Below are 21,358 nucleotides of genomic sequence, written 5' to 3' on the forward strand. Positions count from 1 at the left end.
AGTGGCAGGCGTACCGAAGCCGCTGACCGATGGGGAGATCGAGGCGCGACTGGCCAAGCTGCCGGAGTGGACGCGCGACGGGGACGAGCGCGGCGGGCTTGTCCGGTGCCCGTCCCAGCCTGCGGTCGGGGGCCGCCCGCCCGTGCCCGCCACTTGACGGCCCGTCCGCCGATCCAAGCCGTACTGGAGGTGAGCGCCGAACGGCCATGGTGGGCCTATCAAGTTCGTCCTCGCCAACCAGACCTGGAGCGTGAGTCCGTTAAAACCTGACTGCGGCACCGGGGTGCTGACGGGCTACGGAACGACGAAGCTCCTGGTGGACGGGTTCTCGACCAAGATCACTCGTTCGCCAAGAGCGTCGCGTGCTTGTCTACCCGTGGTCGATCGATCTGTCCAGCCGCACCCTGCGGCACCTGACCAGACATACGCGAGGCCATCGAGGTACTGGCCGCCTGGAATCGACTTCGAGGTAGTCAACAGAAACCCTGAAATCCGTGGCTTTCATGTCGTCAAAAAATCTCCGGAGTACAACCGGATGCGCCTTCCGATCAGGTGTTGCGGACCGGTTCACGTTTGAACCGGAGTGATCGTGAATGTCGGCTCGACCCAGGAGTGAGCAGCCTTGATCAGTCCAGCCTGCGACACGTCCTGTTGGCTCCCGTCGGGCAGGACCACCGTATAGCGGGACGTCATGTTGTTACGCAGCGCCAAGCCCCCGTCCGGTGGAGTGCTCTCGAGAAGCAAATGCACCTGACCGTCGTGCCCGGTCACATTGCTCAGCTCCTGCCGGAGGTAATCGATCACCCGTGCTACCTCTTGCGGGTCGGCGAGCACGTCCTCCAGCAATCGCTGGGCGCCGGGCAGTTGAGCTGTCTTGGGGCGGGTGACGCCGTCCGAGTACACGAGGACGACACCCCGTAGCACCAGCAAGGTGATGTACGACTGCAGTTGCTCATAGAATTCGTACACCCGCACCCGGTCACTAGCGTTGGTCTCCTCGAAGAATTCCTTCTTCAGCACGTGGACAGTGCTGCTGATTTCCGCCAACGAGTCGTATGTCTTCTGGTGGGTTTCCCGCCGGGTCTGTTCGAGCTGCGATCCGATCGACTTGAAGGCGGCCTGGCTAAGGCTGGAACGCACCGTCTCGGTCTGACCCTGGACATCCAGATCAGCGTTTACCTCGCCGCCCCACAGGCTCGTGGCACCCGCTTCCCCATGGAATTGGGCATTGAGCTGGTAACGGTAGCTGTCGCTGCTGTCGTCAGACGACAGGTTGGTGTCGAGCCTGTCATAGAAGTCCTCGGTCACCTGGGTGTCCTGGCTGTCCAGCATGCTCTGCCTAAGATTCTGCAGACTGCTGTCAGTGGTCTCAGTGACAAGGAATTTCTGGATCTTGGATCCGGCGCCGATAGACCGTGTGTCGATGAGCCGGCCGAGGCTCACCGGCCCCACCAGCGTTGCCACGTCGTAGTCCTCGGCAAGGAACAGTTGTGGCCGGTCGATGAATTGGGCGAAGACCGGGAACCTTTTTGCTACCGGCCCTTGGTCAATGACCTGCCGCCGTCGGAAATCATAGAGCACGTAGTGCTCGCCGGAAATGAAGTTGATGTCCTCTTCGTGGGCGCCGGTACCGTAGAAGGCATAGTCTATTCGGTCGAGGAACGTCTCGGGCAGGTCCCATTCCTCACCGATCGGGATCGGCCCGGCTTCCGGCCGACTACCCGTGCGCAGATTGTGCCGCACGTATTTCCCGTCCTTGAAGAAGTGGATCATCCCGTCGAACCGGGTCCCCATGCCGTGCAGTGCCACCGGAACGCCTGGCGTCAGCCATGTGCCGTCAGGAGCTGCCCATACCCCGGTTGCCCAAGCGCCGAGGATGCCACGCGGTCCCTCGGCCTGTGCCCATCCCCGCACCGCATCCATCGAGTAGTACATCTCGTCCTTGAAGAACGTCCACAGGTTAGGGAAGGCTGGACCACTCCACACAGCCGAGTGGATGCCGGTGCGGAAAAGCTGCGGCAGCGCCCCGGCGCCCCATGGTTGGGTGAGCGGGATGGGCCCTTCGACCACCGCGTCGTCGAGCAAGTCGTAGAGATAGTATTCCGAGCCTTTGAAGAGCCACAGACCGTTGGGGTGGGACGCGTCGGCATTCAAAACGGCGCCAAAGGGGCGGGGATCATCGGCCACGACCGAGAGGTCAAAGCGCTCTCGCGGCAGGCCGAGAGAAGTGAATACCCTGCGCAAACTTGTACTGCTCAGCGGTCGGTAACGGCCCGTTTCAGTCATTGTCGAAACCCCTTCATTATCCCGGGAACTCGTCCCCGCTACTCCCTGTCGAAGCTGAGATAGCAGTCCGACGACATGGGGAAGATTGACGTCTGAAGCCAAGTCCCGCTGCCGCTGAGGCGGACTCGCGACAGCGGCGCTATCGGTGATTTTTTCCCGGGGTCGGCTAGCCAACCCCCGATCTGATCGAGTCCTCGTATCAGGCCGGCGCGTTCACGTTGCGACTATTTCTCTGTTCTGCCGCGTGGTGAATCGTCGAATTCCAGGCGCTTCCTTGCCGGGCCTTCCAGCGCATCCAGCAGCTCGTCCTCGCGATAGATGCGCCCTGCTTGAAGGAAGTTGGGTGCGGGAGAGAGTACGATGAAGAGGTCTGCATTTCCATCAAGCTGACGTAGCCACAGCAGGAAGGCCCCTAGGGCTGGAATCTTGAGCGTGTGCAGTTCGTATCGGCCCGACTGCACATCCGGGATGTCGTCGAGCCCCTCCAGGGCCGACGCCGTCGACTGCACAAACGGCCCCATGTTTACCTGCTCCAGTACGGGCGGCCGCTCGTCGGTGCCGATGGACAACTCGCTGCTCGCCACGGCACCGTCCTCGGTCAGGACCAGGTACTGCCAGCCGGTGGCTGCCGAGTTCCTGATTGATTCGTGCGCCACGATCTGCAGGAGTCCGAGATGGTGTACCGGCCGGGGCGCTGAGAGCGTTACATCCGTCTCAGGCAGGGCCTGCATGCCATACTCACCTTCACGGTGACTGCGCTGAGTGAATCGGGCAAGGTTCTGAAATCCGGTGAGCGCAATCTCGTGTGCGTTGCCGGGCGGAGATGCGAATTCGACAGCCACAGGTCACCTCTTCGTGAAGAACGTACTCGCCCAGGTTCCTGATCCGTGGTACGAGGTACGGAGAGTGTCATATTCGATGAATGATGGACCGTACTCCGAGTCTTGAACCTGGACCCACTGTTCATGGAAGACGATACCGGGGAACCCGCTGATGATTTCGTCCGTATATGCGCTGATGACCACGGCGTGGCCTCCACCACCCTCCCAAATAACAGCCGCAACCACTGGACGGAGAGCGTTGATCTCTGTCGCCACTGTGGGCTGCAAAGCCACAGGCGCGTCCACGATGCGTTCCAAGCACTCGACTGCATCCAAAGCCGTCCCCAGGAACGCATCTTCGTCACATACTGACGGGTTTTCGCAGCAACCCCTTTGGAGTTGATCGTCTACCAGCAAGCACTGCAACCAACCGGAGTTCGGCTCGTAGTATTTTTTGATACTGACCGCTGTCGCCGCCCAGCACCAGTTGGGCTTTTGCTGAAGCTCCATCACGAACGGGAATCCGCCTGACGACATCCCACCCATCTCCTTGTTACTGAAGGCTATTTGCGCGGGGAAGACTCTACGCTTCAAGAAAGGGGTGTAAACCGAATTCGAAGCGAGGTGCTCAGCGGAAGTTTCAAGGATTCGTCATGGCTTCCGCCCCGTCTTGCGCATCTGTTTGTGATCGCCGAGACTGCCCCAGCTGGTCGCCGATGACCTATCCGACGGATTCCCAGTGGCATCGCGTACTTGCGAGTTTGCGTCGATCCTTTCAGGCGCGCTTAGCGGTCGCTTTGAAGTGAATCTTCGTGCCTGGTGAGGCAATTCCTCGCACGGGCGTCAACTCGTTGTCGCTTACGTACAATCCACGATCCTCGGCCAAGACAGGAAACGCAACTGCAACTGCGACTTCGTCTTCAGGACGGTCGACTGGGCCGAGGTACCCGCGCACGGCCTGTGCCTGCCTCCGGCGCGCTGAACTCCCGTTGACGCCGTTTCATAGAGCCTGGCGTTTCCAGAACTACCGCGCCCGCTTCACTGTGCTCGACCATGCCCGCATCAGCCGCACCTGGATTGAGCACGTCCTCGACGGAGGCGACCCCCTGGAAGGCGACTGTCCCCCGGCATGGAACAGCTGGGTCAAGGGCCGCGCCTACACGCCGCTGCTCGCGCCCGCAACCACCGTCATCCGGCCCAAGGCCGACCAGCTGCCTGACGACCGCGAAGGCCAAGCAATCCTGGACACCATCCGCGAGCACTTCCGCGGCCGGGAAAGCGACTTCGAAAGCTGCGCAGTCGCCATCTGGCGCCTGATCGCACCCCGGACGGGAGCCTGCGACATAACCGCCCCAGCCGCGACGGCGGACGCGACGCCGTCGGCCAGTACATCCTTGGCCCAGCAGCGAACACCATCACTATCGACTTCGCGCTCGAAGCCAAGTGCTACGCAGCCGCCAACTCAGTCGGCGTCCGCGAAGTCTCCCGCCTCATCTCCCGCATACGGCACCGCAACTTCGGCGTGCTCGTCACCACCTCCTACTTCCACAAGCAGGTCCAGGAAGAGGTGCAAGAATGCATGAAGACGGCCACCCCATCGCACTCATCTGCGGCAAACACATCGTGGACGTCCTCCGGCAACACGGCCACACCACACTCAGCGCCGTACAGCGCTGGCTGGAGCAGAGTTTCCCCAAGCCGTGAGACTGCCGTTGCTGTGGTCCTCGCGCAGGCATGCGATCTGAATCGGCACGGCAGGCGCTGATCGAGATGGCGGCTGTGAGCTCAGGCGGTCAAAGCACTCCGGAATGTATGTGCACGGTGCCAGGCGAAGTACGGCTCACGCTCAGGTGTCCACCAGGACGTCACACGGCCAGCAAGATGATCAGTGAGGTGCTGCGCTACGGCTGGCGCGGACGCGGCGAGCGGGCTGACGGCGAGCTGGCCTCCATCTGCCACAGTGATGAAGCCGCGTTCATAGAGGCCGTCGCAGCCCAGCAGGCAGGCGAGCATCGCGACATTCTGCAAGTCACGCTTTTCGTCGTCGGTGCACGCGGCGCGTTTCTTGATGTGGGCTGCGATGAGGAAGGCCGCCGGCAGTACGCGCCCGCACAGGGCGCATTCTCCTGTAGGGCCTGGCAGCAGGGTGCGCTTGAGGTGGGCCTGTTCACCGCGGTAGGCGCGTTCGGCACTGCGTTCCAGCGGGCCGGTGTAGTCAGCGATGGCCTGCTGGGTGGCGGCTTCTTCGTTCGCTGGCGGGGCGGCTTGGGCTGGTTCCAGGGTCAGCAGGCTCTGGAGCAGGTCGGCTTCGGAGTCTTTGAATGCCTGGAAGCGCATGATGTTGCGCGTGGGCTTCCAGTCGAGCAGGCTGCGGAGCTCCTCGATGGGGATGTCGAAGCCGCGCGTGCCGGAGAGCGCGTACATGTACTCCCAGGTGTCGCCGGTTTCGGAATCAGTGCCCCACAGGCGGGCTGCGAGCTCCTTATTGCGCCAGGTGAGGGCGACGGTGCCGCCGAGGTAGAGACGCTTGTCACCGCTGAAGAAGACCCACGCCCCTGGTGCCATCTTCCGGATCTCGGGCAGGTTCGCGTCGTTCTTGCCCGGCATGACTCCCCACATCGCGGCGGTGCCGTCGGGGAAGAGACGCTTGAGGGCGTCCAGGGTGGCCGCGTCCAGCAGGTCGGCGTGCTGATCAAAGGCGACGGGGCTAGCGATGGTGTCCTGGTAGTGCCTTTCGACGGTCTTGTCCGACCGCCGTGCCGGCTGTGCAAGGATCCGCATGCTCGTTAGGCCCCCAGTTTCGTGTACTTGTCGGCGCGTCCGTAGGCGAGGGCGGCCGGGTAGCGCTGCCGGTTCAGCTCGATCTTCTCGGCCAGGGCCTGTTCCAGGTCCACGCCGGTCACATCCGCCAGGCGCAGCAGGTAGGCCATGACGTCGGCCACCTCCTGTCGCACGGCCTGGGCCCGGTCGGGCTCGTCCATGACGGCCCGCGACTGCTCTGGAGTGAGCCACTGGAAGATCTCAGCCAGTTCACCGGCTTCGCCGAGGAGCGCCATGACGAGGTTCTTGGGCGTGTGAAACTGCTCCCAGTCGCGCTCGCGGGCGAACTGCGCCAGGGTCTGCTGCAGATCTCGAATCGTCATGGCTCCATACCTATCAGCTGGCTCCGACAGCGAGGCCGACCGATACGCGAACTCGGAACCGGCCACTGTCAGTTGCGGATGCTATAGATCATGCATGCATGTCTTCGAGGGGACCGTGCGGGAAGCCTCGCTGCGGCTCGGCGAGCCGGGCTTCGTCACCAAGTGCGCCAAGCGCTATGCCACTCTGCTGGGCGAGCCGCCAGGAGACGGGGAGTTGAGGAGCTGGGCCGAGAGCTGGCCGGTGCTGCTCCGCGTGCTGGAGGCCGCAGGACTGCACGATCTGTACCTGCTGCTGGAGTACCAACTGCCCGGCTCCAGCCATAGGATCGACGCTCTCCTCCTGGGCCAGCGGGCGGGCCGACTCGTAGCCGTGGTCGTCGAACTCAAGCAGTGGACCTCTGCCGCTCCGCATCCCGTGGGATCAGGATTGCTCAGGGTGGGCGACCGCGAGGTTCTGCACCCGGGCCGCCAGGTCGGTGGGTACGTGACCTACCTCAGAGACTGGGTCCCAGCTGACCTGGAGCTTGAGGTGCGCGGCCTGGCATTCCTGCACAACGCCTCGGCCACACTGATCGGCCCTCTGCGCGCCTACGCTGGCGACGGCCCCAGCGCCACCTATCCGCTCCTGGGAGCCGACGACCTTCCCGAAGACGCCGACACCGCGGTGCTGGCCGGACGCCTGCAGTGCACAGATCTGGAGCCCGCTGGCAGGGAGGCGGTCAGCGGCTTCCTGACGGCGCAGCACCGTCCGTCCGCCCGCCTGCTGGCCAGGGTTGCCGACACCATCCGCGGCCACGACGGCTTCCGGCTCATCGGCGAGCAGGACAAGGCCCGCCAGACGATTCATCACGCCATCGCCGCCATCGAGCAGGGAAAACCCGGGCACGTAGTCGTGGTCACCGGCGGGCCGGGCACGGGCAAGACCGCCATCGCCGCCCGCGTCCTGGGCGACCTCTGCCTCAAGGAAAGGGCCAACCCCCGGCTGCTGTCCCCGTCCGGAACCCTCACCCAGCAGCTCGCCCGCGCCGTCGGGGACTCCGCCAAAGGCCTCATCAGCACCCTGACCACCACGCTGCCCGGCAGCCTGGACAAGGACACCAGCGTCGTCCTGCTGGACGAAGCGCACCGGGCCCGCACCGACCCGCTGCGCCGCCACAGCGAATTCCCCAACCTGTTCACCCGGCTCATCCGCGGCTGCGCCGTGCTCGTCCTCTTCCTTGACGAACGCCAGATCGTCCGCCCCAGTGAAGGCACCACCCTGGACGAACTGCGCCGTCTGGCCCGCGCTCGCGACTACACCTTCGCCCACATCGACCTGACCACCCAGTTCCGGTGCGGCGGCTCCAGGGCGTACCTCGACTGGATCGACGCGCTTCTCACCAAGGGCGGTATGGCGCCGGTCTGGCAAGGCAGCGACTACGACCTCGCCCTAGCCGAGAACCCCGCCGAACTCGAATCCTGGGTCACCGCGCACCACCGCCAGGGCCACAGCGCCCGCATCACCGCCGGCTTCTGCTGGCCCTGGGACTCACCCCCGGCCCCGCCCCTCCTGCCTGAGGTATCCATCTCCTGGACCGACGACACCGGAGAACACCTGTGGCAGCGGCCTTGGAACTCCAGGGCCGAGGGCATACTCGCCGGGCCCGACACACCGGGGCGGGCGTTCTGGGCCACCGACGTCGGCGGCCACCAACAGGTCGGCTGCGTCTATACCGCCCAGGGCATGGAATACGACTACAACGCCGTCATCCTCGGCGAGGACATCACGTGGACCCCGAACGGCTGGCAGGCCAGACCGGAGAAAAGCCACGACCACGCCCTCCAAGGCCTCTCACCCCAGCGATACCTGACCTACGCGCTGAACACCTACCGCGTCCTCGCCACACGAGGCACACGGGGCACACGCCTGTACTCCAAAGACCGTGCCACCCAGCAGCGCCTACACCAGCTTCTTGCTGGGGCTCGCTCCTGACGGACGCGAAGCATGTGCTCCAGCGCCTTGCCTCGACGGCCAAAGATCAGCCGAGGGGCGCATGACGGTATTGCGTCAGCAGCGCTGAGGCCGACGACGCCAGAACTCGACTTGCTACCGACGGCGGTCCGTTGGACCCAGTGACCGTGAGTTCGAAGCGCAGGTTGGACATACGTGCAGCAAACAGCCGTCCTGGTCGCCTGCCGGCCAGTTGTGTCTTGTGCGCACAAGACACACAGAACGGTTGAAGCAGCTCTAAGGGCTGTCCCGTAACGGCCGGGGTGTGACAGCCGGGCTCAGACTGCGTCGTGCTTTACGCAGCCACCATGGGGCGAGCCTCGAAGATCATGGCCCCGATCGGGCAATTGCGGGCAGGCGAGGAGCCAGCCCGATTCGCGGCCAGCGTAAGGGGCCATGCTCTCTCGCCCCATGGCAGCTCCAGCCCAAAGCCGCTACACCGACCGCGTGCGTACACTCCGTCCTCTGTCCGACGAGGCCCCGAATCGGAGTCGATCACCAAATGCACCCGAGCACACTCAAGGTTCTCAAAGCGCTGGGCCGGGCTGTCCTGTTCGTCTGGTGCCTCGGTGAAGCGATCTACGGCCAAGGCACAGTGCGCGTGTGCGCGAGTGTCGTGGGGCTAGCCATGGCCGCTGATGCGCTGGGCTTCATGCGGAGGTCCATTCGACTCCGTAAGAAGCGGCAGACCGCCCGAGAAGCCGCTGATCGTTCTGGCTGAAGCCGCAGCCGTGCCCCCTCCGTGCCCGTTCGCCTGGGGAACCAGGGGGAGAAACGGTCACCTACGGGCACACATAGGCGGCACAGCCCCTGACCGTCTTACCTGGTCAGGGGCTGTTCACCTGCGGTGGGTGTGGGATTTGAACCCACGGTGACATCGCTGCCACGACGGTTTTCAAGATCGCGGCGAGCTTGACTCGCCCATCAAGACTCCACCGACCTCATCGCCGACTCTGCACCAGCGTGTTGTCCGGGGAAGAAAACGATCATCAGCTGCTAGGCCCCCGGATAGGGTTGAGGCGTGAACTCGTTGACGAACCCTCGCCCCGGACCGACTCTCTCCACTGACCGCGTGGCCGAAATCAACGAGATCGTAGCGGGAGTGACTCGCTGGGCCGCCACACGCGAGGACATCACCGGCCTGTTGTTGGTCGGCTCCTGTGCCCGTGGCGCTGCCCGACCCGACTCGGACGTCGACCTGACTCTGCTCACCACCGAGCCCGGTCTCTACGACGGCGAGGACTGGGCGCGAGATCTCGGCATGGCGACGCCCATCAGGACGCAGCGATGGGGCGTGATCCTGGAGCGCCGTTTCGCGACCCCCTCCGGGCTGGAGGTGGAATTCGGAATCGGCTCCCCTTCCTGGGCCGACACCGACCCGATCGACCCGGGCACCCGCCGCGTGGTCACTGATGGCGCACGCTCTTTGCACGACCCCGTAGGCATGCTGGCCACTTTGATCGCTGCCTGTCGTCCAAGCTGAGTAGGGCACGAGAAGCCCAGACGTGCGCCCTGCGTGCCCGATCAGGCAGTGAGCGACGGAACAGCGGGGAACCTGGGCAAGTCTCCCCGGAACGCGCAGGCCAACACCGGGGGGCGTTGACGCGTGCTACGACGAAGGCCTCCTTCACCGGCACCGTAAACGGCCGCGCACCAGTGCGACGACTCGGCCCATACCTGCCTGCCGCCGCCCCGCTACTAAGGTTCGGGAAGAGGCGGAGGAGGCGGAACCTCCGTCTCGGTTTCGGTCACCGTCACCGTAACCGTGGGCGCCGGTGGCACGACCGTCACCGTCGGGACCGGCGTGGGTGTGGGCGTGGGTGTCGGCGTCGGCGTGGGTGTTGGCGTAGGCGTGGGTGTCGGCGTAGCGGTCGGGACCGGTGTGGGTGTCGGCGTCGTCGGGACCGGTGTGGGTGTTGCGGTAGCCGTCGGGACCGGCCTGGATGCCGTAGCCGTCGGGACCGGCCTGGATGCCGTAGCCGTCGGGACCGGCCTGGATGCCGTAGCCGTCGGGACCGGCCTGGATGCCGTAGCCGTCGGGGGCGGCGTGGATGTCGGCTCAGAAGGGCTTTCCACAACTGTCAAGATGGCGGCGAACGTGGTGGAGGCCAGGAGGAGCAGCAGGAGAACCGCCAAACCCGCGACCCACTTCAGCACGCCGAGCTGCTCCCACCAGCCCCGCATCCTACGCAGCCTGCCGGGCGCGTCTGGATCATCCGACCTGGCCATACCCGAGCACCCAGCATCAGTGGAACACGACCCTCGTCGTCGCGCACCACAGCAGTCAGGTCAGGGTGGCGACTCGGCCCACACATGCGGGCCGCCGCCCCGCCACTCGATGGTCTCTGACCGCGCCACGTCGTCCGCGTCCAGGCCTTCCAGCCCCGCCCTGCGCAGGAACTCGGCCACATCCCTCAGGCTGTGCGCCAGCCCCAGGATCTCCCCATCCACGCGCACGCGCCGACCGCCCGTCGGCGACGGCGGGTAGACGATCACAGGCAGCCCGGCCATGCCTCCAGCCTGCGTCACATCGCCAGTCACAGCAGCCCCAGCGCAATATCCGGCCGGCAGAACTGGCACGCCTCGACACCCTCCCCGATCGCCCGCCGCGCATCCTCCTGGCTCACCACCTTGCGATGCTTGGCCATCCCGCAGTCTCCGATCTGCACCTCGTGTGAGCCAGCGCAGACCCTGGCTCTACCTTTGGACCATGACAGAGAAGCGCTGGTGGCCAGGGGCCAGGGACTTGGGCGCAGCCTGGGCACTGACAACGGCCGCTTTCTGGCTCTTGGGGAAGGTCATTGGGAACCCTGAGGGTTGGCCCACACCTGAGGGTTGGCCCACCTTCGCAGTCATGGCTGGCCTCTCCCTCGCGACTGGGGAGCTGTCGCGCAGCTGGCATCGGCGTCGGCGATCAAGGAAGGCTGCACGGGATTCTTCGAGTCTGAGGGCTGATGGCCACGAGCCGTGTAGCTGACCTCCGTGAGCAGTTCACGGAGGCTGTCAGCGGAGGACAGCCCGCGCCGAAGGTTCGGTATTTCCAGTGTCGGACGCTCCTCCGATCGAACCTACAAGGCAGGTGTCGGCGACGGCGCTCGTGCCAGATCGAGCGGTCAACCACGGTCAGTCGAGGCGCGTCAGGGTCCGGGCAGCCGCGCGCAGGACGAGCGCCGTGCTCCACGGTTGACCAGCAAAGTCCCGGCCCAGAGCGGTGCCAGGCTTACAAGGCAGTGGTCACGACGGCAGTCCGTCACGCTGGGCCTTCGCCGGGCCGTTCAAGGCCGCTCGGTAGTGGCTACCGCCGCCCAATGACGACCAGTCAGCAGCAGCCCACAACAGTCGGGCCAGCGAGAACGCAGGTCGCCAAGATCGGTAGCAAGAACCAGGGCACGAAGACATAGCCACGCTTGCGTGATCAAGCCCCCTGCCTGCGGATTTGTCTGGGCAGGGGACTTGATCGTTGTTACTCTCCCGGCACATCGATGCATCGATATGTCGATGCGTCTCGGGTTGGGGGCAAGGTGCAGAAGAAGCGCAAGGTGGGGCTGGCCGCGGCTGCGGCGGTGCTTGTGGCGGTGCCGGGCGGGCTGGTGGTGAAGAGCCAGGCCGCGGCTGCCGAGCGGGAGGCGGAACGGAAGTCTCTCGAGCAGGCCGCCGAGGAGGTCGTCCAGCGGCGCGCGGATGCGCCTGAGGCGCACTGGCGGAAGTTTCCCCCGCCGCGGGGGCAAGGTCTGGAACCAGGCCGACGCCAGAGCCGACGTGAGCGAGGTGAAGAGGAAGGGCGACCAGTTCACTGTGGACGTCAATGAGATCACCATTCCGTACTCCTCCGACACGTACGGACGAAGGCTAGAGCCGACCACGCCCTACGTCGGGTCTTACCGGTTCGTGTTCGAGCGGGACGGGGACGACTGGCGTCTCGTCAAGGACCTGACGGCTCAGCTGTCGAAGTAGGCCACGGAGTCTGCGTGGCTGCAGCAGCGGAGTACAGCAACCATCTCGACCGCAGGCGGCTTCTGTCGGCCGCCGGCAGTCGCCCGAACAGCCGAACAGACCTCAGCGACCGCCCTGCCGATAGTTCGCATCGAGGGGCACACCACGACACCCCCCGCTCGGGCCGTTTCTGGGCCGTGCGGGGGGCTCAACGACGGCCAACACTGACAACCGTCGACAGCTAAGGCGCGATTGAGTCCCTACGCCCGGCCTCTTCGCAGCCCAGTAGCGCATCGACACACGCCGCTGGTTACCCGGTCCGCACCGAGGTCGCGCCCGCTGTTCGTCAATAGCGGTGGCCGGGCCAGTGCGCATCCGTCCAGCGGTCCTCGCCGGTGAGTCCGAGCAGCCGTATCCGGTGCTGCAGATCCGCCGATTCGCCCGACGCGCGGAGCCGCACTGCAGCGTGGTCGAGGAGCCAGGCGACCAGTTCGGCGCGCATCTCTTCCTCGTCGTGCTCGTACCAGCCGATGCTCCACGGCAGGCTGTCTCCCAGGAGCTCGTACTCCCATTCCGCCGCCGCCTCGGCGAGACGCCGGTCGCTGAGGTACCCGGTCTGCTTCTCCCAGTCGGCGAGCCAGGGGCCGACCGTTCCGGACGCCTCGGCACACATCACGAAGACCTGGTGCGCCGGGACGACCGGATCCGGCTCAGTGAGGCTGTGAGCCCACCAGGCATGCAGAAACTCGCGTACCGGACCGGCGTGATCCTCAGGCCACTGCTGCCAGCGGCCGCGGGCGAAGGAGTACCCGGCCTCTTCCAGTCCGAACAGGGGTTCCGCGCGACCGGCGACCAGGACCGCGGCAAACTGCGGCAGGACGCGGCGCAGCACAGCCGCGTGATCGGTCCAGTCGATGGCCTGCCAGGTCCGGCGCAGGAGATCCGGCCCCAGCTCCACGTCTGCCGTCTTCAGAAGGGAGAGCTCCTCTGGACTGCCCCAGTGACACTCGCAGTTGTGTTCGTCCGGACGCGCGGTCATGCCGCGGAAGGTGACGGCGAGGTTGTCCAGGGCGGCGCTGAGGCGGCGGCGTGCGGGACGGTCGGCGAGAAGCATGATGTTGCCCGGCCTTCGAGGACTCCGTACGGCTTCCGCCGGCCGAAGGTCGCCACTTTACCGGGTGAGGCGGGGCTGGCGCTGGCCGCCCTGGGAGGGGTGCGGACCCGGTCAGCTGACCCACTTGGCTCCACGGCAGAGTCGACCGCTGATCGAAATCCTCAAGCGGGTGTCACACAGCGCCGGGACCCTGCGCGCTGCGCCTCAGATGTCAGACCCTGGTGAGAACGTGTCCCGCATGGAGGACACACTCTTTGATCTGCCTGAGCCGCGTACGCCAGAGCAGGCCGTGATTGCTCACTTCCAGCTCGGCGGCGAAGACTTCGGCGAGCCTGACCAGCGCGCCCTCATCTTTGATGCAGAACGTGCCATGACGGCAGCCGTTGGGGATGCGGGTGTAGGAGAGGTGGACGGCAACGAGTTCGGTGGAGGCGAGGCCGTGCTGTACGCGTATGGATCGGATGCCGATGCCCTGTTCAGGGTCATGGAAGCGACTCTGCGCGCACTCCCGTTCCGGCCGGCGCACGTCGTTCTCCGTCACGGGGATGCGGAGGATGCCGAAGCCGTCGAGTCTCGCGTAGAGCTGTGACGTCCCGTGCCAGATCCGTGCCAGATGGCGCGGTCAACCTCGGTCAACAGCGGGTACGTCGGCGGCCTACGGGGCCCACTCTGTTCAGAGAACCCGCTGCTCAGGACACCAACCGCCAGTAGATCATCCGTGATTCCCAAGCTCATGCTGCACGGCACCGGTCGAGGCAGCGGCCGCCTAACGAGCTGCTACACAGCCGGGATCTCCCGTCCCGATTTCAAGTCTCTCGTGGATGGCGCGGGCTATCGCCCGCGCCAGGCCGACGGGGACGGCATTTCCGATCTGCTTTGCGATCCCAATCTTCGTACCGTGCCACAGATAGTCCTCCGGGAAGCCCTGGATGAGCGCGGCCTCGTAGTGAGTGATCGGGCGATGCTCTTTGGGATGCAGATAGCGGCCCTTCTCCGGCTTGAAGAACTCAGTGCGGATGGTCACTGAGGGACGACCGAGCCAGAGGCGCCCCATGACGTCCGCCGAGCCAGTGTGGTGCTTGTCCCAACTTTCGGTGCTGAGATAGCACTCACGACCGTCGATCCGCGCCCACTGCCCACTCAGGTGCCTTCGGTTTCCTCCTGGCGGGATGGCCCGGTACCGCGCAAGCGACAGCGCCGTAGGCGTCCGGCCGATGTGCAGTTCACTCGTGCGGAACGGACCGGGCACTCCAGCGGCACTGAGCCTCTTGGGGAGCTCGGTCCCCTCAATCGGCAACCGAGCAGATCGATCGAAGATCGCATCCACGGAGACCCAGGGCTGCACGAGCGGAGTCGGGTCAAACAGAAGCAAGCCGTCAGACGTACGGCTTACGTCCCGTGTGTGCGTTGGCACGGGTAGCAGCACGGGGGCACCGAGGTCTCGGCGTGTGCCGATCAAGATCACCCGCTTCCGCGCCTGTGCTACCCCGTAGTCGGCCGCGTTGAGCAGTCCCGCGACAAGGGTGTAGTCGGCCAGGCATCCGCCCGGCCGCACCGCTTCCATCAATCCTTCGTACTCGAATGACTTCTGGAAGCGGTCAACGTTCTCCATAACGAAGAATCTCGGCTGAATTGTGCTGACGACGCGGATGTACTCCCGCCAGAGGGAGTTGCGGGGGTCATCCCAATAGCCCTTGCCCAACCCTGAGAACCCCTGGCAGGGCGGCCCGCCAGTAATAACGTCAACGCGATCAACGAAGGGACTTGGGTCGAAGTCCTCGATGTCCAGGCACATTGCGTCGGCTGACGGGTGGTTGGCCTCGAACGTGGCAAGCGCTGCGCCATCGATGTCCACCGCCGCGACGCTTTCGAACGCTGATTCGATCTCAGTGCTGTTGTAAGCGTAGGAGCGGAAGCCTTCGGCGAAGCCTCCGCAGCCAGCGAAGAGGTCCATCACGCGCAGCGGCTCCATCAGCACTCCCCCAAGATCACTCATGCCGGTGAAGCGGATCTTACGCAGGACCACTGACACTCACCCGGACGTCCGCTGAGCCGAGGGCTAACTGGATCACCCCGTGGATGTCAGTGCCTGCTGGTAGATCTTGTGCGTATGGCCCTCCCTGTTGTCCTTGAGCCCCACGTCGCGTTCGCCGACCTGGAATCCGCCGACCTCATCATCGATGCCCTCTACGCCGGCGGCGCCAGCGGCAACACCAGCGACGACCCCATCTCGAAGCTCATAAAGGGGGTAGGCAACCAAGGCGGCTTCCGGTACTCCGGCTCACCGGCCAAGGGAACGGTGAAACTGGCCGTGCTCTACACAAGCGGCAGCGACATCGACTGGCCCGACCACCTCGACATCGAGACGGGCACCTTCACGTACTACGGCGACAACAAGAAGCCGGGCCAGGGCCTCCACGCCACCCCGCGAGCTGGCAACGTCCTGCTCCGGGACGTCTTCGCCGCATCTCACGGGACTGCAGGTGAACGGGCCACGGTTCCTCCGTTCTTCCTGTTCGAGAAGGTTGGCTCCCCAGGACGGGCCGTGCGCTTCCGTGGACTCGTGGCACCGGGTGGTCCAACCCTCACGTCAGACGATGAACTGGCTGCCATCTGGCGCGCGACGGCAGGGCTCCGGTTCCAGAACTACCGGTCCCACTTCACCGTTCTCGACCACAACAGGGTTCCGCGCAGTTGGATTCAGCACCTCCTAGCTGGCGGCGACCCACTTGGAGCTGAGTGTCCCGAGGTCTGGCGGGCTTGGGTCGAAGGGCGCGTGTACCGGCCGCTGCTAGCTCCGGTGACGACCGTCATCCGCTCTAAGGCCGGGCAGCTGCCGGATGACGCTTTCGGCACGAGCATGCTGGAGGAGATCCGCGAGTACTTCCGCGGGCGGGAGCATGACTTCGAAGCATGTGCCGTGGCCATCTGGCGACTGATCGCCAGGAACACCGGACCGGTAGATCTCACGCGCCCCAGCAGGGACGGAGGGCGCGATGCCGTCGGCACCTACGGGCTCGGACCGGCATCCAGCCGCATCGCCATCGACTTTGCCCTTGAAGCCAAGTGCTACGGCCCAGACAACTCGGTAGGTGTGCGCGAGGTCTCGCGACTGATCTCCCGGATCAGGCACCGGAACTTCGGGGTTCTGGTGACCACGTCCTACTTCCACAAGCAGGTCCAGGAAGAGGTCCACGAGGACGGCCACCCGATCGCTCTCATTGCTGGCCGGGACATCGTCGACGCCCTGCGACACAACGGCCGCACGACCGTCGACGCCGTCCGGCAATGGCTGGAGCAGAGCTTCCCGCGGGCGTAGCTCCTGCAGTCGAAGCGCGGCTTCTTTATGGACTGGCGACCCCAGCCAAGCGTGCCACCGTGTTCTTGGCCTGCTGGAACGTGGGGGACGCAGGGCCTCCGAAGGCCGTGTCGACAGACAGCCACCTTAAGTGCACCAGGCGGAGCAAGGAACAGCGGGAGTGCTTCGCCTGGACACTGCCACCTTGGTGCTGCCCAACAGGACCGAACGAGACTGGGCGCCGGCCCCACCTTCGTGATCATCTTTGCCCAGCCAACCGCCCAGCGGTTCCCAGTCGCCTTTCCTGGCAGACTCGGCCGATGTCAGGAAAACTCCCTTCGATAACTTGCCTTATTGGCAAGTTGCGCCTTAGGGCAACTCCTGACGTCGACTCACCGGCGCGCCTGTGGCACGTTGTTCGGCATGTCGAGAGAGCAACGTCGGCGTCGCCGCAAATCGTCGGCGCAGCCGGACGAGGAACTTGGATTGCTGATACGGATGCTCCGCCGTGACGCGATGCAGCGGCAGGCGGATCTTGCAGCCGCTGCAGGCATCAGTGCCTCCCAGTTGTCTCGGCTCGAGCTCGGGCGACGCACTGGGGTATCTATCGACGTGTTGATCGCACTGGATACGGAACTTGGCGCGCAGGGTCGGGTCCTAGCTGCAGCACGCATCCTCCCGCCTTCTGCTGCGGCACTGCTGAGCCCGCTCCACCGCGCCTTGAACGGGCGGCGCCTAGTCGACCGGACCGTTCGCGCCGTCGCCGCCGTACACCACTCGGCCCTTGGCGAGCAGCTATGGGAACGGGTCGGCTCAGCTCAGTATCACCGCGTGCAGTTGGCTCCGCTCTGTCGGGCCGCCGGGTTGCAGGTGGATATGGCAGACGGACCGAGTCTCGGCGTCAAGCTCACGAAAAGCCGGGCCCTGGTCACCATTCCGGTCCAGTCAGCTTCTCCCGAGCGACTACCACTCGAGAGATTCCTCATCGCTCACGCCCTTGCACACACCCTGTACGGGCACAGCTCATGCACCTACCCCCGGACGAACACCGACGAGGACGCGGCCACAGCAGCTGCCTGCTACCTGTTGGCGCCTTCTGAACTACTGAACCGCGCTGCTGAGGACCTCCGGAATCGGTACTCCGGGGACGGCATGTGGTCCGTCGGCGGGGCGCCAGCACTCGCCGAGGCCGTCGCAAGCCGACTCGGCGCTCCAGGGTGGCTTACCGTCCGCCGCCTCGCTGAAGAGGGTTACCTAGAAACTATTGCTGAGGAGAACTGTGAGCGCTCTGACTGACCCGCCTTGGGAGCCTGGCTTTCCTAGTCCACTTGCTCCAGTGGCAGCTCTGCTTCGCTCTTCCACCGGCAGCGTTGTGCGTGACCAAGGTATGGACGGGGTCCAGCTCCGCAGTCATGTACCGGACCACGATTTGGAGCAGAAGCTGCTCGAGATGCTCCGAAGCACCAAGGCGCCTGCCCTCATCGTTTTCGGCGGCAGCGCGGGGACGGGCAAGACCGCGCTCATGGCTCGCCTGCGCCAGGCCGCCCCGGAGCTGTTCGGTGAAATCATCGCCGATGCAACGCATACCGAGTCTCCTGGCGAAGAGCAAGTATCCCGTCTCGCCTCCTTCTTCTCCGCCTTCGCCGACGGCGCCGCGTCGGCCACCGGTCCCACCCGCGTGATCGCGCTAAATACTGGAATGGCGCTGCGTTTTTTCCACAAGGTCCGCGCGGCCGAAGAGGCGCCGAGTCTGACTGCGTTGGAAAGCGTCCTGTTGAGCCGACTGGGAGTGCCCCGCGCCGCCCCTGATGCCGTCGCAATGGGATGGCTCAACGAGGCGGTCCTCGTGCTCAATCTCGACTTGCGCCGCACCGTCGGCGGCCCCGAGGCGCTCTTCCTCGGCATGCTCAAAGCCTTGGACCCGGACGACCCTTCCGGCGTGCTGGCAGGCGCAACAAGGTGCGGCTCGTGCCGCGTGCGCGAGTGGTGCTGGCCTCGCACCAACGCGGAGCTAGTGTCCACTGAGGAGACCGGGACCGTTCTCGACGGCGCAGTCGCCCTCGCCGCACTTGAACGCGGGCGGAACATCTCCCCACGTGAACTGTGGGCTCTCACAGCAGCTCTGGTATTGGGAGGCGCCCGCGGTGTAGACCCTTGCGAAGACGTGGCGAATGCCTTCGCCGCTGGCAACGTCTCGCAATTGCGTGACGGCCTCCTCCCCGGCGCTGCATTGGAGAGCCTAGCGAGCGATGAGCCACTGGCAGCAAGCCTGCTCGCGATGGATCCAACCCTGCAGCCCAACGCCGAAGCTCACGAAGAGATAGCCTCTGCTGGTATCGATCCTGCGGATGACGCGGAGCGGCTTCTCACTCTTCTAGGAGGAGCAGACCGCACAAAGCGGCTAGCAGTGCGGACGGTTGCCACACATGCTGCCGCAGGCCCAGGGCTCACCGGCAGATACCGGGCTCGCGCCCGCTGGCTCGCGGCCGAGCTGACACCCGGCCCCAGCCCGGATGAGGACTTCCGCGCGGCGCTCTCGGCCTTCGACGGCCCCCCCGACCCTGCGGCCGACGTGAGGATCATGGAGACCCTTGCCATCGGACTGGCTCGCGGCTTCGGACGGAAGGTCGGGGCTGATACATTCCTCCCCGTCGACAAACCGGGCCAAAGCCGCAAGTACGGCGTACTGGTTGGGGCCAACCTGAGCTCTCAGGGCCTCCTGGAGATCACAGCTGATCCGCATAAGGACGACAACCCAGTCGGCGCGGGTCTCCTGCGTTACCGGCCACTCGCCCTTCCCGTACGCCTGGGCGGACACCACCTGGAAATCACCCTGCCCATATGGCGGCTACTGCAAGCAGCTGCCGGGGGCACACTTCCTGGTACTAACGATCTCGAGCGCTTCCACGGCCTGCGTCGTGCCGTCGAGTCCGCCGTTCTCGATCTGTCGCTGAATCCTGCAAACGCCCTGCTCATCAGTGACACAGATGCCGGACGGCACTGGTGTGCAGCAAACGTCCGCACGCGGGGTGGCAATTCACTCAACGTCTATGAGGTCAGCTGACATGAAGACGACCCCCCTGCACGCAAATCCCGGCCGCGTTCTGGATGCCCTTGCGGCCGTATCCCAAGACACCGGGGTGCCTCTGTCCTGGGACCAAGGAGTGCTGCGCGTTGATGGTCGGCCAATGCACCTCCCGGACAGGCTGGTCGGTGAGGACAGCGCTTTGTTCGGCATTGCCGGCATATTGCCCAGCGTTCCCCGCGGCGACTCCCGCGACCGCCTTCTGTGGCGGATGCTGCAGGAAACCCGGCCTTCGGGACAGCAAGGGCCGGCACTGGACGCAGAGCTCCGCGAGAAGCTACCGCACCTCCTTCCGGTGAGCGACCCCGACGGGCAGGAGGCGCTCGCCGGCGCCCTGCGGGAGCGCTACTACACCCGCGACAAAGCCCCGTTCCTCCTGCCGCTGCAGACGGACCTCCCCTACGGATTCAGCCACACCAAGACATCCATCGTGGGAGGCATCCCCACGCCGAAGGCGTCCACCGGATACCGGATGTTCGCCGGCGACCTCTTGCCGTTCCTCTGCTGGAAGGGAAACGAGACCGACGAGGCGCTGCTGCAGGAGCTCTTGGACAAGCTGAACGATGACTCTCAAGTCACCCGGCTAGACAGTGTGCTGCTCCAGGCAGCCCGCCAGCTCAGCGGCATACAGGGCCAGAAGGCACTGGCTAGCGTGCTCGTCGAACGGAACCGCGAGCGCCTCCAGGAAGACTTCGCATACGGTTCGTTCTGCCAGCCCCAACTCGATCGGTTCCAAACCGACCTCAGAACACTTCTAGCGACAAAGCTCCCACGTCCTGACTTCGTCCGCTGGGTCACGGTACTGATCAGTCTGCACGCCAGTCTCCTTATGTACCGTGTCGCCGTCGTGCAGAGCGCGCGCCTGGACCGTGCCGTCGCTGCTGCCCATGAACTACCCAGCCCTGGTGCCACGTACAAGTGTGAAGGGCTTGAAAACTGCCCTCTGGCCGGGCAGCTCATGTTCAGGACCGGCACAGGTGGCTACCGGCCCGTCTCACGCCGTGATGGCTGCCACACGTCATGGCAGAGGGTCGATGGCAAGCACCTGCTCTCCCTCCCTGCCACCCTCATCACCGCGAACCTAGCTGCGCGGGTGTGGGAGTCCCTCGGTGGTCCGCCAGCGCACAGGCCGGACTTGGAACAGCTCGCAGACAGCCTGGCACACGACGCTGACCTGCGCCGACGCTTCAACGCTGGTGCCGCCGCAGTCACTGTCCTGCACCATCACGCCCACTGGGCCCAAACAACCAGGCGGACCAAAGGCATGCCGCCTCCATCACTGGACGAGCTTCTGCAGGCTGCCGACGTCCGCGGTGGCCGCATCGGCCTGCTCGCTCTGAGGGAGGACGTGACCCGACTGCGTCGCTCAGACTTGCGCAAGCAGTCCCGGGACGTAGTCAACCAACTAATGCTCCACCAGGTGGGCGGCTTGCTGAGCCGCAACGGCACGTCCATGACGTTCTATGAAGTCGACGAGGACTTGCTCACGCTGCTGGTCCGCCTGATCTGCCGGGACGAGCCTGTGGCTTTTGAGTTGTTCCTCTCCGGCCTGGCTGAGTACGGGCTGCAACCGCAGGATGCCCCGGAACAGGAGCGGCTCACCCAGTCCCTAGAACGGCTCGGCCTTCTTATCCGCTACAGCGACGCCGGGGAGGCAACCTATGTCCGCTACAACCGATGAACCCCGC

At 65.1% G+C, this 21,358-nt stretch carries 19 protein-coding genes and 2 pseudogenes; 12 read left to right on the top strand and 9 right to left on the bottom strand.

Going from position 1 to position 21,358, the window contains the following annotated elements; genetic code table 11:
* Window position 1: 1 nt before the first annotated feature.
* Window positions 2–157 carry a hypothetical protein gene (locus OG905_RS00385; RefSeq protein ID WP_328665351.1) on the top strand — a complete coding sequence of 52 codons (156 nt, stop codon included), beginning with the start codon at window positions 2–4 and terminating at the stop codon, window positions 155–157.
* Between the two features lie 410 nt (window positions 158–567).
* Here OG905_RS00385 and OG905_RS00390 read toward each other — a convergent pair whose 3' ends face one another.
* The 3 genes from OG905_RS00390 to OG905_RS00400 all read right to left on the bottom strand — a co-directional run bounded on the left by OG905_RS00390 (window position 568) and on the right by OG905_RS00400 (window position 3,644).
* The gene (locus tag OG905_RS00390; protein WP_328665353.1) at window positions 568–2,187 is read right to left on the bottom strand and encodes a hypothetical protein; all 1,620 of its coding nucleotides are present in this window, start codon (window positions 2,185–2,187) and stop codon (window positions 568–570) included.
* Between the two features lie 323 nt (window positions 2,188–2,510).
* Window positions 2,511–3,128 (bottom strand): hypothetical protein, encoded by a 618-nt coding sequence (locus OG905_RS00395; RefSeq protein ID WP_328665355.1) that lies wholly within the window; start codon window positions 3,126–3,128, stop codon window positions 2,511–2,513.
* Window positions 3,129–3,131: 3 nt separating this feature from the next.
* Window positions 3,132–3,644 carry a papain-like cysteine protease family protein gene (locus tag OG905_RS00400; RefSeq protein ID WP_328665357.1) on the bottom strand — a complete coding sequence of 171 codons (513 nt, stop codon included), beginning with the start codon at window positions 3,642–3,644 and terminating at the stop codon, window positions 3,132–3,134.
* Window positions 3,645–4,150: 506 nt separating this feature from the next.
* Between OG905_RS00400 and OG905_RS38950 the strand changes: the two are divergent.
* The 3 genes and pseudogenes from OG905_RS38950 to OG905_RS00405 all read left to right on the top strand — a co-directional run.
* A pseudogene (locus OG905_RS38950) lies at window positions 4,151–4,201 on the top strand (hypothetical protein); the annotation flags it as partial.
* Between the two features lie 296 nt (window positions 4,202–4,497).
* Window positions 4,498–4,623 (top strand): annotated as a pseudogene (locus tag OG905_RS38955) (restriction endonuclease); the annotation flags it as partial.
* Between the two features lie 59 nt (window positions 4,624–4,682).
* Window positions 4,683–4,811, top strand: a complete 129-nt coding sequence (locus OG905_RS00405) for a hypothetical protein (RefSeq protein ID WP_328665358.1) — start codon at window positions 4,683–4,685, stop codon at window positions 4,809–4,811.
* A gap of 81 nt (window positions 4,812–4,892) precedes the next feature.
* Here the strand turns inward: OG905_RS00405 and OG905_RS00410 are convergent, their stop codons facing one another.
* On the bottom strand, window positions 4,893–5,888 hold the full coding sequence (locus tag OG905_RS00410; RefSeq protein WP_328665359.1) for a hypothetical protein: 996 nt from the start codon (window positions 5,886–5,888) through the stop codon (window positions 4,893–4,895).
* Window positions 5,889–5,893: 5 nt separating this feature from the next.
* Window positions 5,894–6,250, bottom strand: a complete 357-nt coding sequence (locus OG905_RS00415; RefSeq protein WP_328665362.1) for a nucleotide pyrophosphohydrolase — start codon at window positions 6,248–6,250, stop codon at window positions 5,894–5,896.
* A gap of 94 nt (window positions 6,251–6,344) precedes the next feature.
* Here OG905_RS00415 and OG905_RS00420 point away from each other — a divergent pair, with 94 nt between their 5' ends.
* Both OG905_RS00420 and OG905_RS00425 read left to right on the top strand, forming a co-directional pair.
* Window positions 6,345–8,222 carry a DNA/RNA helicase domain-containing protein gene (locus OG905_RS00420; protein ID WP_328665364.1) on the top strand — a complete coding sequence of 626 codons (1,878 nt, stop codon included), beginning with the start codon at window positions 6,345–6,347 and terminating at the stop codon, window positions 8,220–8,222.
* Window positions 8,223–9,312: 1,090 nt separating this feature from the next.
* Window positions 9,313–9,723: a nucleotidyltransferase domain-containing protein gene (locus tag OG905_RS00425; protein ID WP_328665366.1), complete on the top strand. Its 411-nt coding sequence runs from the start codon at window positions 9,313–9,315 to the stop codon at window positions 9,721–9,723.
* Between the two features lie 806 nt (window positions 9,724–10,529).
* Here the strand turns inward: OG905_RS00425 and OG905_RS00430 are convergent.
* Window positions 10,530–10,751: a hypothetical protein gene (locus OG905_RS00430; RefSeq protein WP_328665367.1), complete on the bottom strand. Its 222-nt coding sequence runs from the start codon at window positions 10,749–10,751 to the stop codon at window positions 10,530–10,532.
* A gap of 26 nt (window positions 10,752–10,777) precedes the next feature.
* Entirely contained in the window at window positions 10,778–10,888 is a 111-nt protein-coding gene (locus OG905_RS38960; RefSeq protein WP_443043870.1) for a DUF6233 domain-containing protein, read from the bottom strand.
* A 1,111-nt stretch (window positions 10,889–11,999) separates the two neighbouring features.
* Here OG905_RS38960 and OG905_RS00440 point away from each other — a divergent pair.
* The gene (locus OG905_RS00440) at window positions 12,000–12,194 is read left to right on the top strand and encodes a hypothetical protein (RefSeq protein WP_328665370.1); all 195 of its coding nucleotides are present in this window, start codon (window positions 12,000–12,002) and stop codon (window positions 12,192–12,194) included.
* A 325-nt stretch (window positions 12,195–12,519) separates the two neighbouring features.
* Here OG905_RS00440 and OG905_RS00445 read toward each other — a convergent pair whose 3' ends face one another.
* Window positions 12,520–13,287, bottom strand: a complete 768-nt coding sequence (locus tag OG905_RS00445) for a hypothetical protein (protein ID WP_328665372.1) — start codon at window positions 13,285–13,287, stop codon at window positions 12,520–12,522.
* 238 nt (window positions 13,288–13,525) lie between these two features.
* Here OG905_RS00445 and OG905_RS00450 point away from each other — a divergent pair, with 238 nt between their 5' ends.
* The gene (locus OG905_RS00450; RefSeq protein WP_328665376.1) at window positions 13,526–13,876 is read left to right on the top strand and encodes a hypothetical protein; all 351 of its coding nucleotides are present in this window, start codon (window positions 13,526–13,528) and stop codon (window positions 13,874–13,876) included.
* A 177-nt stretch (window positions 13,877–14,053) separates the two neighbouring features.
* Here the strand turns inward: OG905_RS00450 and OG905_RS00455 are convergent, their stop codons facing one another.
* On the bottom strand, window positions 14,054–15,313 hold the full coding sequence (locus OG905_RS00455; RefSeq protein WP_328665377.1) for a DNA cytosine methyltransferase: 1,260 nt from the start codon (window positions 15,311–15,313) through the stop codon (window positions 14,054–14,056).
* A gap of 84 nt (window positions 15,314–15,397) precedes the next feature.
* On the opposite strand from OG905_RS00455, the gene OG905_RS00460 reads away from it, so the two are divergent.
* The 4 genes from OG905_RS00460 (at window position 15,398) to OG905_RS00470 (ending at window position 21,351) form a co-directional block, all read left to right on the top strand.
* Window positions 15,398–16,606: a restriction endonuclease gene (locus tag OG905_RS00460; RefSeq protein WP_328665379.1), complete on the top strand. Its 1,209-nt coding sequence runs from the start codon at window positions 15,398–15,400 to the stop codon at window positions 16,604–16,606.
* A gap of 402 nt (window positions 16,607–17,008) precedes the next feature.
* Window positions 17,009–17,881, top strand: a complete 873-nt coding sequence (locus OG905_RS38965; RefSeq protein ID WP_443043871.1) for a helix-turn-helix domain-containing protein — start codon at window positions 17,009–17,011, stop codon at window positions 17,879–17,881.
* 133 nt (window positions 17,882–18,014) lie between these two features.
* A complete protein-coding gene (locus OG905_RS00465; RefSeq protein ID WP_328665380.1) occupies window positions 18,015–19,649 on the top strand; it encodes a hypothetical protein in 1,635 nt (544 codons plus the stop codon).
* 1 nt (window position 19,650) lies between these two features.
* On the top strand, window positions 19,651–21,351 hold the full coding sequence (locus OG905_RS00470; protein WP_328665381.1) for a hypothetical protein: 1,701 nt from the start codon (window positions 19,651–19,653) through the stop codon (window positions 21,349–21,351).
* Window positions 21,352–21,358 lie beyond the last annotated feature (7 nt).

Source organism: Streptomyces sp. NBC_00322 (assembly GCF_036147535.1).
In the GTDB taxonomy this organism is placed as follows: domain Bacteria; phylum Actinomycetota; class Actinomycetes; order Streptomycetales; family Streptomycetaceae; genus Streptomyces.